Origin of the sequence: Dactylosporangium sp. CA-052675, from assembly GCF_050947935.1 — a bacterium.
Lineage (GTDB): Bacteria > Actinomycetota > Actinomycetes > Mycobacteriales > Micromonosporaceae > Dactylosporangium.
In genome coordinates this window covers 1,136,161-1,149,331 of record NZ_CP192010.1, presented here as the reverse complement: position 1 = coordinate 1,149,331, position 13,171 = coordinate 1,136,161, and the positions used below count along the sequence as shown (strand labels likewise).

The 13,171-nt window shown below is 73.2% G+C and carries 9 protein-coding genes; 3 read left to right on the top strand and 6 right to left on the bottom strand.

The window, feature by feature from the left end:
- Positions 1-33 precede the first annotated feature (33 nt).
- A complete protein-coding gene (locus ACQP1P_RS05180) occupies positions 34-363 on the bottom strand; it encodes a hypothetical protein (protein WP_433083601.1) in 330 nt (109 codons plus the stop codon).
- The gene (locus ACQP1P_RS05175) at positions 360-779 is read right to left on the bottom strand and encodes a YbaB/EbfC family nucleoid-associated protein (protein ID WP_433083599.1); all 420 of its coding nucleotides are present in this window, start codon (positions 777-779) and stop codon (positions 360-362) included. The genes ACQP1P_RS05180 and ACQP1P_RS05175 overlap by 4 nt, the downstream gene beginning before the upstream one ends.
- A 93-nt stretch (positions 780-872) precedes the next feature.
- On the opposite strand from ACQP1P_RS05175, the gene mycP reads away from it, so the two are divergent.
- The gene (gene mycP, locus ACQP1P_RS05170) at positions 873-2,207 is read left to right on the top strand and encodes a type VII secretion-associated serine protease mycosin (RefSeq protein ID WP_433083597.1); all 1,335 of its coding nucleotides are present in this window, start codon (positions 873-875) and stop codon (positions 2,205-2,207) included.
- A gap of 326 nt (positions 2,208-2,533) precedes the next feature.
- Here the strand turns inward: mycP and ACQP1P_RS05165 are convergent, their stop codons facing one another.
- The 3 genes from ACQP1P_RS05165 to eccCa all read right to left on the bottom strand — a co-directional run bounded on the left by ACQP1P_RS05165 (position 2,534) and on the right by eccCa (position 8,979).
- Positions 2,534-4,285 (bottom strand): hypothetical protein, encoded by a 1,752-nt coding sequence (locus tag ACQP1P_RS05165; protein WP_433083595.1) that lies wholly within the window; start codon positions 4,283-4,285, stop codon positions 2,534-2,536.
- 13 nt (positions 4,286-4,298) lie between these two features.
- A complete protein-coding gene (locus ACQP1P_RS05160; RefSeq protein WP_433083593.1) occupies positions 4,299-4,943 on the bottom strand; it encodes a hypothetical protein in 645 nt (214 codons plus the stop codon).
- 82 nt (positions 4,944-5,025) lie between these two features.
- Positions 5,026-8,979 (bottom strand): type VII secretion protein EccCa, encoded by a 3,954-nt coding sequence (gene eccCa, locus ACQP1P_RS05155; RefSeq protein WP_433083591.1) that lies wholly within the window; start codon positions 8,977-8,979, stop codon positions 5,026-5,028.
- A 106-nt stretch (positions 8,980-9,085) separates the two neighbouring features.
- Here eccCa and eccD point away from each other — a divergent pair, with 106 nt between their 5' ends.
- Complete coding sequence (gene eccD, locus ACQP1P_RS05150; RefSeq protein WP_433083589.1) at positions 9,086-10,471, top strand: type VII secretion integral membrane protein EccD; 1,386 nt, start codon at positions 9,086-9,088, stop codon at positions 10,469-10,471.
- A 317-nt stretch (positions 10,472-10,788) separates the two neighbouring features.
- On the opposite strand, the gene ACQP1P_RS05145 is transcribed toward eccD, so the two are convergent.
- The gene (locus tag ACQP1P_RS05145) at positions 10,789-11,544 is read right to left on the bottom strand and encodes an SUKH-3 domain-containing protein (RefSeq protein WP_433083587.1); all 756 of its coding nucleotides are present in this window, start codon (positions 11,542-11,544) and stop codon (positions 10,789-10,791) included.
- A gap of 88 nt (positions 11,545-11,632) precedes the next feature.
- On the opposite strand from ACQP1P_RS05145, the gene eccB reads away from it, so the two are divergent.
- Positions 11,633-13,039 carry a type VII secretion protein EccB gene (gene eccB, locus ACQP1P_RS05140; protein ID WP_433083585.1) on the top strand — a complete coding sequence of 469 codons (1,407 nt, stop codon included), beginning with the start codon at positions 11,633-11,635 and terminating at the stop codon, positions 13,037-13,039.
- Positions 13,040-13,171 lie beyond the last annotated feature (132 nt).

Here is a 13,171-nt window from a genome sequence, read left to right as displayed (position 1 = left end):
CGGCTCCCCGTGTCGAACCCCAGGCGGGGAGCGCTACTTCTTCTTGAACCACTCGGCGGTGAGGTCGTCGATGTCGACGACGCCCTGGACGCCCTCCCGGACCTGCTCCCCGAGCTTCGACACGGCGATGACGAGGCTCTCGCCGCCCTCGAGCACGCTGGTGCAGGGCGGGTGCTCGCCCTCCATGTAGTACTTGTTGAAGTTCTTGCCCGGCTCGTCGTTGCCCCACGGCTGGCTCGCGTTGAGCTCGTCGATCCGGCCGCGCAGGGCGCGCCACCGCTTGAGCATCGCGTCGCCGGTGGTCGTCAGCTGCGACGCGGCACCGAGCGCCTGGGTGGGGTTGACCGCAGTGCTGTCCGTCATCGCTTCTTCTCCTTCTCCGCATCCATGTCCGCGGCGAGCAGGCCGAGCTCGGAGTCGAGCTTGTGGGTCATGCCCTGCAGGTCGAACTCCAGGTGCGCCTGCACGGTCGACTCGGCCATGAACGGCTTGCACGCCTCGGTGACCTGGCGCATCGCGTCCGCCGACGCCGCCTGGATCGTCTTGGTGATCGACTGCGCGAGCTGGCGGGAGTCCGGACGACGGTAGACGCGCGCGTCGATGTCCAGCCGGATCAGCTGGCCGCGGGGCCCGACGACGGCGGTGATGAACCCGTCGTCCGACTTGGCCGTCGCCGTGATGGCCTGGAGTTTCTGCTGCAGCGTGCCCATGCCGCTGCGCATCCGTTCGAGCTCGCCGGCCAGTTCGTCGGCGCGCGCCCGGAGCGCACGGTTGTCCATGGTGCCCTCCCCGTCGCAAGCCGTCCAACCGTACGATACTCAACAACGGCAATACGCCACCAGTACGAATCGATGTCACAGAAGGGCTCCGACGTGCAGCGCAAGCGTTGGTTCGCCGCCATCGCAGCGCTCGGTGCCGCGGCGATGACGCTCGCCGTGCCCCGGACCGCACTCGCGGGGCCGCCCCCGGCCGGAACGTGCAACAACCCGGCCAAGGCGGGCGAGGTGGTCAAGGAGACGCCCTGGCCGCAGCAGACCTTCGGCATCGGGCGGGTCTGGCCGACCACCAACGGCGGCGGCATCACGGTCGCGGTCCTCGACTCCGGCGTCGACGGCGCCCATCCCCAGCTGGCGGGCCAGGTGCTGCCCGGCTACGACTTCCTGCGCAACGCGGCGGGCGCGGACTTCGACTGCACGTCGCACGGTACGGCGGTGGCGAGCCTCATCGCCGCCAAGCACGCCAACGGCGTCGGCTTCGAGGGCTTGGCCCCCGGCGTGAAGATCCTGCCGATCCGCGTCTCCGACCACGAGGACGGCACCAACGGCGAGGCCGCCGGGCCGGACGTGTTCGCCAAGGCGATCCGGTACGCGGCGGACCAGAACGCCCGCATCATCAACGTCTCGCTGAGCCTCGACGCCGACTACCCCGCCGTCGCCGAGGCCGTCGACTACGCGATCAACACCAAGGGCGCGCTCGTCGTCGCCGCCGCGGGCAACCACCACGTGAGCGCCGAGGCGACCCCGCCGCCGATCGGCTCGGCGCGCAGCGCGATCCCGAACGACCCGCCGTCGTATCCGGCCGCCTACCCCGGCGTTCTCGGCGTCGCCGGCATCAACCAGGACGGCACCCGGGTCGACGAGTCGCAGGTCGGCTCCTACGTGGACATCGCCGCCCCCGGCAACCTCGTGCTGGCCGCGACGCGCGATCACGGCCACCAGTACTACAAGGGCACCAGCTTCGCCGCGCCCATCGTGAGCGCGGCCGCGGCGCTGGTGTGGTCGGCCCAGCCGGGCCTCAAGAACAGCGACGTGGCCTGGCGGCTGCAGGTGACCGCGGATCGCATGGCGGGCGCGCAGCGCAGCACCGAGTTCGGCTACGGCCTCGTCAACCCCTTCCGCGCCGTCTACGAGACCCCCTCGAAGCAGGGCGCGGCCACCCCGACGCCGATCCCCGCCACCGCGAGCGACCCGGCCGCCGTGGCCCGCCTGAGCCGCTGGCGGACGGCGGGGCGCATCGCCGCCTTCGCCGGCGTCGCGATCCTGGTGGCCGCCCTGGTGATCTTCGCGATGCGCGGCGCCGCCCGCCGCGGCCGCGCCCGCGACTGGCGCCCGGGCGAGGTCCAGCCGGTCAAGCGCCCGGAGCGGGACCCGGACATCGAACCGGAGGACGTGTTCTTCGCGCTCCCGACGCGTTCCCGCACCGACTGACGAACGCAAGAACCCCGATGCAAGCGCTCGGGACGTCACGGTCATGAAATAACCGATAAATCGGATAAGTCCGGACACGGAGTGTCTGGACTTATCCGCACCGGCCCCGACATGCCCATGCCCCGCCGAGGTCAGCCCGGCAGAGGCACGGACACGGAGTGTCTGGACCTCTCCGCACCGGCCCCGACATGACCGCGCCCCCGCCGAAGCCAGCCCGGCAGAAGCACCGACACGCCGTGTCTGGACTCCTCCGCACCGGCCCCGACATGACCGTGCCCCCGCCGAAGTCGGTCCGGCGGGGGCACGGTGCGAATGGTGCTACAGGATCACGACCGCCCGATCGCCGGCCCGGCCTCCGGCGACTGCGGCAGGTTGGGCGTGTCGATGACGGCGCCGCCCTGGTTCGGCCGCTCCACCGCCCACAGCTCGTCCTCCGTCGCCTCCGCGTAGTCGTCGTGCTCGGCCCGCTGGTCGCGGCGCACCGGCCGGAACGGCGACTCGCCGGAGCCGGAGCCGCCGCGGCCGCGCAGGGCCGGGCCGCGGCCCTCGCCCTCCGGCAGCGGGCCGCCCGCCGGGCGCTTGATGCCGCCGCGGCCCTCGATCGCCGGGCGCGCCGCCTGGCGGTTGAAGCCCTCCTGCTCCTCCAGCGGCAGGCCGGGCGCCCGGCGGCCGTTGAGGCGCTCGCCCGGGGCGCTGGCGCGGCCGGCGCCCCGCTGGCCGGGCGGCAGGCCGTTGCCGCGGCCGCCGAGGCGCTCGTGCTCCGGGCCGATGTGCCCCGAGGGGCCGCCGGGGCCGCGCCGCCCGCCCAGGCGGGGCGGCATGGGGCTGCGCGGCGCACCGCGCCCCATCTCCTCGTTCAGGTCGGGGCCGTGCACGCCGCCGGGGAGGCGGCCCTTGGACCCGCGCAGGTTCGGATTGCCGCGGCCGGGCGGCATCGGCGGGCGGGCGCCGCCGCCGGGCGGCGGGCGCATGCCCGAGAGGTTCGGGCGGCCGGGCAGCTGCGGGCGCATGCCACCGGGGCCTTGACCGGGGCCTTGACCGAGCCGCTGGGCCGCCTCGGCCGGGTCGAGACCCGCGAGGCCGCCGGTGGCGCGGAAGTTCGGGCCGCCCGGGAACGCCGGCAGGCCCGGCACGTTCATCGAGGGCACGACGCCCGGGCCGCCGGGGGCCGGGGGCAGGTGCATGTCGGGCAGCGGCGGCAGCGGGGGCGCGACCGCGCCGCCGGCCAGGGTCAGGGCGTGGTCCGGGTCGTAGCCGGGCACGCCGAGGCCCGCGAGCTGCGACTGCAGCCGGCTGGGGTCCGGCGGGCTGATCTTCGGGATCGACGGCGGGTTCAGGATCGGCGGCGGCGGGAGGCTGCCGCCGGGGCCGCCGCCGTGGAAGTTCGGCTGCACCGCCACGGCCGCGTTCGTCGGGCCCTTGTACGTCGAGCCGTGCGTCAGGAAGTTGTAGTACACGTTGAGATACGTGTCCGCGAGGTCCTTGACGAACGGCTTGATCTGCTCCGTGTAGTGCTTGACCAGCCGCTTCTTGCGGTTGTCGTCGGTCTCGGTGTTCGAGATCGCGCCGCCCTTGCCGGCCGCGACGACCCTCGACGTGGGGGCGGAGCCGGGCACGCTGCCGGGGTTGTTGATCGCCTGGCAGTACTCGTTCCAGACCGCGAGCGCCTTCTTCTGGTTGTACTTGATCGTGCTGGCGAGCACGTCGAGGCCCGTCGCGTTGGTGTTGGCGACGTCCTTCCACTCGTCGATCGAGGACAGCGAGGCCCCGATCTCGCGCAGGAAGACCTTGGACGCGTCGGAGTTCCAGTGCGACGCGAGCTCGTCGGTGTAGCGCCGCAGGTTGCGGCTCGTGTTGTCCAGCAGCGTGTGGACCCGGCGCCACATGTCGGCCAGGGCCGTCGCGCGCGCGTCGGAGTCGATCTGGATCCAGGGCCACATCATCTCGATCGTCGTCGACTCGGCGTCCCAGTCGGTGGGCTCGTAGTCGACGATCTGGTTCGAGGCGCTGTAGTTGTCGTACTGCGAAACGCTCGGGGGAAGCGTGTACTTCACATACCCGTAGTACTGATCGGTCATCGGTTCCCCCGTCTCACTTCTTCTTCAGCGGGTCTTCAGGGGCGCCCATCATGTCGTTCTCGTTGTTGTACACGTAATACGAGTTGGCCCCCTCCCCCACCGAGAAGCCCTGGTCCCAGGTGTTGAAGTAGGCCGAGCCGTCGGTGGGCGGGATGGCACCCTCGGTCTGCATGCGGTGCTCGGCCGCGTTCGCCGAGCCGGTGAAGGGCGCGTCGTCCGTGCCCTGCCCCGGCTGGGCGGCCTTGACCTGGTCCTGCAGCGTCGGGCGCCCGTCGGTCGGCCAGAACACGTCGTAGACGTCGTCGACGTTGGCCTTGCCGAGGTCGTCGCCGCCGAGGTACTCGTAGTAGATCCCCAGCGCCGCCTGCGCGATCGCCTGCAGGCTGAACGAGACGTCCTTGAGCAGGTCACCCGTCGCGGCCAGCGCGTTGGCGTGCACCCCGCGGTAGAGCTTGGCCTCGCCGAAGCCGGCGAAGGTCGACTGGACCTTCGTCATCGGCAGGACGCCGTCCTTGAGGTTGGTGTTGTAGTCCTCGACCTCTTTGCCGATGAGCTTGACGTAGTCGGCGAGGCTCGACACGTTGACCTTGATCGGCGAATGGTCGACCGGTGTCCACGAGTCGTGCCCCGGCTTGTACTCGTAACCGTCTCTGGTCATTCGCCCTCCCCGTCGGCCGAAGTCGAACCCGATAGACCCAACTCAATCATATCGTTCACGCACCACAAGAAGCTCGGGTTCATCAGCTCGGTGGCGGGCGCCATGCGAGCTGGACGAGCCGGCCGCCCTCCTTGCGCGTCACGTAGTACCCGCGGCCGGGCGGCTGGTGCGAGGAGCGCACGTTGCCCAGCAGGGCGCCCTCGTCCCGCTCACCGGACAGCAGCACGCCGGGCGAGCCCAGCTCCCGCAGCCGCATGAGCACCGGCTCGTAGAGCGCGCGGCTCGCGCCGCCGGTGCGCCGGGTCAGGATCAGGTGCAGGCCCACGTCCCGGGCCTGGCTGAGGAAGTCCAGCAGCGGGGTCACCGGGTTCGTGCTGCCCCCGGCGACCAGGTCGTAGTCGTCGACGAGGACGTACAGCTCCGGGCCCTTCCACCAGCTGCGGTTGCGCAGCTGCTCGATCGTGACGTCCGGGCCCGGGAGCCGGCTCTTGAGCACCCCCACGACCTCGGTCATGATCGTCTGCGCCGTCTGCGCGGAGGTACCGGTGCCGATGAGGTGCTTGCTGTCGAACGCGCCGAGCAGGCTGCGCCGGTAGTCGACCACGATCATGCGAGCCTCGTTGAGCTCGTACCGATCGATCAGCGACTGCCCGAAGGCCCGCAGGAACGCGCTCTTGCCCGACGCGGAGTCGCCGAAGAGCAGGAAGTGCGGATCCTGGTCGAAGTCCACCCAGACCGGGCGCAGGTCCGCCTCCGCGATGCCGATCGGGATGCCGGAGCGCTCGCGGTCGGTGACGGGCAGGCTCTCGTACGGCAGCATCGCCGGCAGCAGCCGCACGGGCGGGGCACCGGCGGCGGGCCAGCTCTGGCGGATCTCGGCGACCAGCTTCTCGACCCCGTCGGAGAGGTCCTCGACCGTCTGCTGCCCGTCGACGCGCGGCAGGGCACCGAGGAACTGCAGGCCGCCGGGGACGATGCCGCGGCCCGGGGTGCGATCGGGCACGTTCATCGCCGCGCGCCGGTCGAGCTGCGAGTCGCTGGGATCGCCCAGGCGCAGCTCGAGGCGGCTGCCGAAGAGGTCGCGGATCGCGGGCCGGACGTCGTTCCAGCGGGTCGCGGAGGCGATGACGTGGACGCCGTACGTCAGCCCGCGGTTGGTCAGGTCGTTGATCGCGCCCTCGAGGTCCTCGAAGTCGGAGCGGATCGTCGACCAGCCGTCGATGACCAGGAACACGTCGCCGAACGGGTCGTCGGCGTGCTGCCCGGCCCGGCGCGCCCGGCGGTAGGTCGCCATCGAGTCCACGGCCGCCGCGGCGAAGCGCCGTTCGCGCTCGGCCAGCAGCACGTAGAGCTCGGCGACCGTGCGGCGCACCGCGCCCGGGTCAAGCCGCGTGGCGACCCCGCCGACGTGCGGCACATCGCGCAGCGTGCCCAGGGCGCCGCCGCCGAAGTCGAGGCAGTAGAACTGGGCCTCGCGCGGGGTGTGCGACAGGGCCAGGCTCAGCACCAGGCTGCGCAGGATCGTGCTCTTGCCGCTGCCCGGGCCGCCGACCACGACCGCGTGCCCGGCCGAGCCCGCCAGCTCCCACCAGACCGGGTCGCGGCGCTGGTCCAGCGGCCGGTCCACGATGCCGAGCACGGCGTGCAGGCTGCCCTGCAGCTCCGCCACCTGCACGGTGAGGCCGCGCTCCGGGTCCACGATCCGCGAGGGCAGCAGCGCGTCGAGCGACGGCGGTTCGGCCAGCGGCGGCAGCCACACCTGGTGCGCCGGCATGCCCTTGCCCCGCATGCGGTCGACCAGCAGGTCGAGCATGCTGTCGCCGACGACGTTCTCCTCCTCCTTGACGACCACCGGCTCCTCGGTCACCGGCGGCGCGACGTATCCGCTGACGTAGTCGCGCACGACCGGGCCGCCCCCGGCCGCGGCCAGGGCGACGGCGGTGTCGCGGCGGTAGACGCCGGAGACGTACGCGGCCCGGAAGCGCCGCAGCGGCTCGGTGCCGAAGCGCAGGTAGCCGTGGCCGGGCGAGCGGGGCAGCTCGAACGCCGCGACGTCGCCCAGGACGATGCGGCTCTCGACCGCCGAGAAGGTTCGCAGGCCGATGCGGTACGACAGGTGCGTGTCCAGGCCTCTGAGGCGGCCCTCCTCCAGCCGCTGGGACGCGAGCAGCAGGTGCACGCCCAGCGACCGCCCGACCCGTCCGATCTGCACGAACATGTCGATGAAGTCCGGCTTGGCGGTGAGCAGCTCGCTGAACTCGTCGCAGATGATGAGCAGGCTCGGCAGCGGCTGCAGCGGGGCGCCGGCCGTGCGGGCCTTCTCGTAGTCGCGCTGGGAGGCGTACATGCCGGCCTTGCGCAGCAGCTCCTGGCGCCGCAGCAGCTCGCCGTTGATGGCGTCGGTCATGCGGTCGACCAGGGGCAGCTCGTCCTCGAGGTTGGTGATCACCGCGCTGGTGTGCGGTAGCACGTCGAGCTTGGTGAAGGTCGCGCCGCCCTTGAAGTCGATGAGCACGAAGTTGAGCACCTCGGAGCTGTGCGTGACCGCGAGCGCGAGCACCAGCGTGCGCAGCAGCTCCGACTTGCCGGAGCCGGTGGCCCCGATGAGCAGGCCGTGCGGGCCCATGCCGTCCTGCGCCGACTCCTTGAGGTCCAGCTCGACCATCGTGCCGTCCGGCGACCAGCCGATCGGCACCCGCAGCCGGTCGCGCTGCGGCCGCGGCACCCAGTGGCGGGTCGGGTCGTAGTCGTCGGGCGAGCCGATCTCGAGCAGGTCGGTGAGGTCGATGGTGCCGGTGGCGCGCTGCTCGGTGCGCGAGGCCGCCGACAGCCGCAGCGGCGAGAGCTGCAGCGCCAGGCCCTCGGTCTCGGTCAGGCTGAGCCCGTCGGCCCGGCCGACCTCCGCCTTGCCCTCGAAGGTGCTGCTGGACAGGGCGCCGCCGGGCTCGATGCCGAGCACGAGCGCGGTCTGGTCGAGCAGCCGGGGCGGCGGGGTGGACAGGTCCAGCACGGTGACGCCCTCGACGCCGCCCTCCGTCATGAGGTGGTCGGAGCCGAGCACGTCGCCGCCGTCGAGCACGACGATCAGGTGCGGGCCGCCGACCCGCTCGGCGCTGCTGACGGGGTTGAACCGGGGCCGGGAGCCGAGCACGTCGTCGAGCATCGCCTCGAGGCCCGGCACGTTGGTCGAGACCAGGCGCAGCTGGCCGAGGGCGTCGTTGCGGTTCGGGTGCAGCGCGTGCGGCAGCCACTTCGCCCACTCCCAGTGCCCGCTGCTCGCCGGGCCGGCGCACACCGCCACGAGCAGGTCGTCCGGGGAGTGGAAGGCCGCCGCCTGGGCCACGATCGCGCGGGCCAGGGCGCGGGTCCGCTCGATCTCGCCCTGCAGGTAGACGCGGGCGAAGCCGTCGAGGGCCATCACGATCGGCAGGTCGTCGACGGTGGCGTAGGTGGTCATGAACCGCCGCAGCGCGACCGCGCACATCGGGTCGAGGTCCTCCAGCGGCTTGCTCGCCGGGGGCACCAGGGGCGTCGCGAGGTCCTGGGGGCCGAGCGCGATGCGCACCATCCCGAAGTCGGCGTCGCCGGGGCGCCGTTCCCAGAGCCGCTGGCTGGCCGGGATCGACCACAGGGCGTCGGGGTCCGGGTAGCGGTACAGCTGCGCCGCCCGCTGCTTCTGCCCGGCCCGGCGCACCTGACGGCGCCGCTGGGAGAGGTGGCGCATGTAGTTGCGCCGGGCGAGCAGCATCTCCTGGCGTCCCGGGCCGGCGCTCTGACCGAACTGGGAGGCGAGCATGCCGATCGCGGACAGGCCGAACATCGCGCCCGTCATGTAGGCCAGGGGCCCGCCGCGCTGACCGGCGAACATGAGCGCCATCGAGCCGGAGCCGGCCAGCATCGGGATCATCATGAGCATCTGCGCCCAGCCCCTGCCGGTGGGCGCGGGCACCTCGGGCGGCGGCTCGAGCAGCACCTCGCCCGAGGGGTACTCGGGCTCGGCCCGCCGCGACGGCCTGCGGCGCACGACTGTGCTCACTCGAGTCCACCCTCCCCGTAGCGCCCGTTCGATCACACATGCTAACCAGAGGGCTGCTAGGTTGGGCACTCTCGATGGCGGGCGGAAACGGCGGGGAGCACGGTCGATGGCCGAGAACGTTGGTGCCGGGCTGGCCCGGGTGGTGCTCGCGGCCCCCAAGCGGCGCCTCGACCTGGCGCTCCCGGAGCAGATCCCGCTGGCCATGCTGCTGCCGGGGGTCCTGCCCCGGGCCGGCGAGGCCCTCGCCGACGACGGGCTCGACCACGGCGGATGGGTGCTGCGCCGCACCGACGGCACCACGCTCGACATGAGCCGCACGCTCGCCGCCCAGGACGTGCACGACGGCGACATCCTGCACCTCGCGCCGCGCTACGAGGAGTGGCCCGAGCTCGAGTACGACGACGTGGTCGACGCGATCGCGGCCGGCGCCCGCCGCTACGGCGCCGCCTGGACCCCGGCCGCGACCCGCGTCACCGGCCTGGCCACGGGCGTGCTGCTGCTGCTGGGCACCCTCGCGCTGCTGCTGCTCGCCGGGCCGTCCTGGACGCTGCCCGGCATCGTCGCGCTCGTGGTCGCGGCGGGCCTGCTGACCGGCGGTTTCGTGCTGTCCCGGGCGATGTCCGACGCCACCGCGGGCTCGACCCTGGGCGCGGCCAGCCTGGTGTACGCGTTCGTCGGCGGCCTGCTCGTGCTCGGCGGCGACGAGCGGCTGTCCCGCCTCGGCGCCCCGCACCTGCTCACCGGCGCGGGGGCGCTGCTCGTCTTCGCCGTGATCGGCTACCTCGCGGTCGGCGCGAACATCCGCCTCTTCGTCGCGGGCATCTTCGCCGGGGCCCTGGGCGTGCTCGCGGGCCTGCTCGGCCTGACCTCGCTCGGCGCGCCCGAGTGCGCCGCGGCCGTGGTCGGCCTGCTGGTCCTGCTCGCGCCGGCCCTGCCGCTGGCGTCGGTGCGGCTGGGCAAGGTACCGGTGCCGCAGCTGCCCCGCACCACCGACGACCTGCTGCAGCAGGACCCGGTGCCGCCGGCCGCGACCACGTACGCCACCGTGGCCCGCGCGGACGAGATCTTCACCGGCCTGCTCTTCGCCTTCGCGGTGCTCGATGTCGCCTCGTTCTGGCTGATCAGCCGCGAGCCGGGGATCATGACGGGCATCCTGGTCGGCGTGGTGGCCGCGGCGAACCTGTTGCGCGCGCGGCTCTTCGGCACCGTGCGGCACCGGCTCCCGCTGCTGCTGACCGGGCTGGCGGGCCTCGCGCTGCTGATGGCCCGGCTGACCGGTGCGAGCCTGGCCGTGCAGGTCGGCGTCGGGGTGGGGCTGCTGCTGCTCGCGGTGCTCGCGGTGACGGCCGGGATGCGGTACAGCGTGCGGCCGCCCTCGGTCTACCTGGGCCGGCTCGGCGACATCTTCGACGTGCTGCTCGTGCTGGCCACGATCCCGATCGTGTGTCAGGTGCTGGGCGTCTACAGCTGGATTCGCGGCCTGGCCGGCTGAGCCGCCTCCCGCGGGCCCGGCGCAGCGCGGGGCACACGGGCCGCGGCACGCGGGGCGCGTGGGCCGCGGGGCGCGCGGGCCGCAGGGCGCGGGGCGCGCGGGCCGCAGGGCGCGGGGCGCGCGGGCCGCAGGGCGTGGGGCGCAGGGCGCGCGGGCCGCGGGGCGCGTGGGGCGCAGGGCGCAGGGCGCGGGGCGCGGGGCGCGCGGGCCGCGGGGCGCGCGGGCCGCAGGGCGCGCGGGCCGCAGGGCGCGCGGGCCGCAGGGCGCGGGTCGCGCGGGCCGCGGCACACGGGGCCCGACGGTCGGGCCGGCGCCGGTCAGGACCCCAGAACCTCGCCGTGGTCGTCGACCTCGGCGAAGGGCTCGCCGCGGACCAGCCGGCGCATCGCCTCGTCCGGGTCGGCGCCGATCAGGAACTCGCCCGCCTCGTGCAGCAGGAAGACCCGCCCGTCCGCCGCCGCCACGATGTCGCTCGGCCCGTCCTCGAACCAGGCCAGCGGGAACACCGGCATCCCCAGGTCGCCCGCGAACTCGATGAAGAGGTCGGCCAGCACGCGGCCCTTCGTCGGCCAGAACTCCACGCTCCAGCCACTGGTCGCCACGCCCGGCTGCTTGAGCTGGCGGAAGCTCAGGCCGCCGAACTCCTCGAGCAGGCGCCGGGCCACCGGGAAGATCGGCAGGCGCTGCTCCAGGCCGGGGCTGGCCTCGTAGAGCTCCCGCAGCCAGCTCGCGATCCAGGTCTCGACGTTGCGGTTGGACTTCCAGCCGGCGGCGGTGAGCACCTGCCGTACGTCCTCGGGAAACCGGCGCCGGGCCGCCAGTTCGAGCTCGTAGAGCTCCGCGACCGCCTGCGGCGACAGCGACGGCCACGTGGTCAGCTCGCCCGAGTCCTTGTCGATCACGGCGAGGGGCGCCCCGATCACCTCCGGCGGGCGGTCCGGGTCGGACGGCGGCACCTTGGCCCAGGCCACGAACCCGTGCTCGAACTCGTAGAGCCCGACGTCGCCCCCGCTGGCCGGGAGGCTGGCCAGCGCCCAGGGCCGGGCGATCTGCGTGGCTTCATCAGGCGTCACCAATGCCGCACCTCCGTGGTCGCTGGCCTATCGTATGCAGCCGAGCCCTCCGCGAGCGCGAGGGCCACGGGGAGGGGACCAACCGGACATGCCGTCCCGACGGGAACAGATCCAGTCGTATCAGTACCTGATGCAGCGCGTGGTCAACGCGTTCGTGTCGGGTGAGGCCGACCCGTCGATGTCGCCGACCCGCCGGCTGGCCGGTGCCGGGTACGCCAGCGTGATGGTCGCCGTGCTGGTGCTCGCCGTCTTCGGGGTGATCGGGCTCATCAAGCACGGTGGCAACACGTCCTGGCAGGCCGCGAACGCGGTCGTGATCGAGAAGGAGACCGGGACGCGGTACGTGTACCGCGACGGCGTGCTCTACCCGGTCGCCAACTACGCCTCCGCGGTGCTCGCGATCGGCCAGGCCGCCACGACCGTCTCGGTCTCGCGGGAGTCGCTGACCGGCGCCACCCGCGGCCCGCTGATCGGCATCGCGGGGGCGCCCGACGCGCTGCCCCCGGCGAGCCGGATGAGCGCGGCCGGGTGGTCGATGTGCGCGGTGGCCGGCCGCGACTCCAGCGGCGGCGCCACGGTGTCGAGCCTCGCCATGGTCGCCACGACCCCCGCGGGCGGGCAGGACCTCGGCGACTCGGCCATCGTGGTGCGCGACAACACCAGCAGCCAGAAGACCTACCTGGTGTGGAACGGTCACCGGTACCGTGTCGACTCCCGCCAGATCTTCGCCGCCATGGGCATCGACGGGCAGCCACGGGTCCTCGTCGACGAGGCGTGGCTCGACACCGTGCCGCAGGGCCTGCCGATCACCCAGCCGCAGGTGGACAACAAGGGCAAGGCGTCCACCGCGATGAAGAACTACCTCATCGGCCAGGTGCTCACGGTCACCGTCGGCGGCTCCACCACCGCCTACCTCGTGCGCGCGAACGACATCCTGCAGGTCACGGCGGTCGAGCAGGCGCTGATCCTGGCCGACCCGGCCACCGCGGCGGCCTACCCGAACGCGACGCCGCAGGCCAAGGCGATCCAGGCCGCCGAGGTCGCCAACGTCTCCAAGGCCAACCGGCCCAAGTCCGACCTCGACCCGCCGGCCCAGGTGCCCTCCATGGCCACGGTCGACCCGGCGGCGACGCTGTGCACCACGTGGGCCGACAAGCAGGGCGCGCCGAAGTTCCTCATCAACGCCCAGCCGCAGTCGGACAGCGCCGGCATCGCGACCAACGGCAACGCCACCGACCAGGTCGCGACGCGGGTCGTGGTCCCGTCGGGCGGCGGCGCGGTCGTGCGGTCGGTGCAGTCCGCCGACACCGGCTCCGGCCAGGTGTTCTTCGTCACCGACCAGGGCCGCCGGTTCGCCCTGATGGCCCCCGCGCAGCCGGCGTGGTTCGGCTACGGTTCCGTGCGGCCGATCGAGCTGCCGTCCTTCGTCGTCGCCCGGATTCCCGCGGGACCCGGGCTCGACCCGAGGGCCGCGCAGCGTCCGCTGACGGGCTGACCGGCCCCGGCGCGAAACGGCCCACTACGGGAAGTGGGAGAACTTCGATACGGTGATATGCACAAGCGCCGCCCCACGGGGGCGTCGGCATCCGAATGGAGGTGGGTCTGACGATGGCCGGCAAGGGAGTAA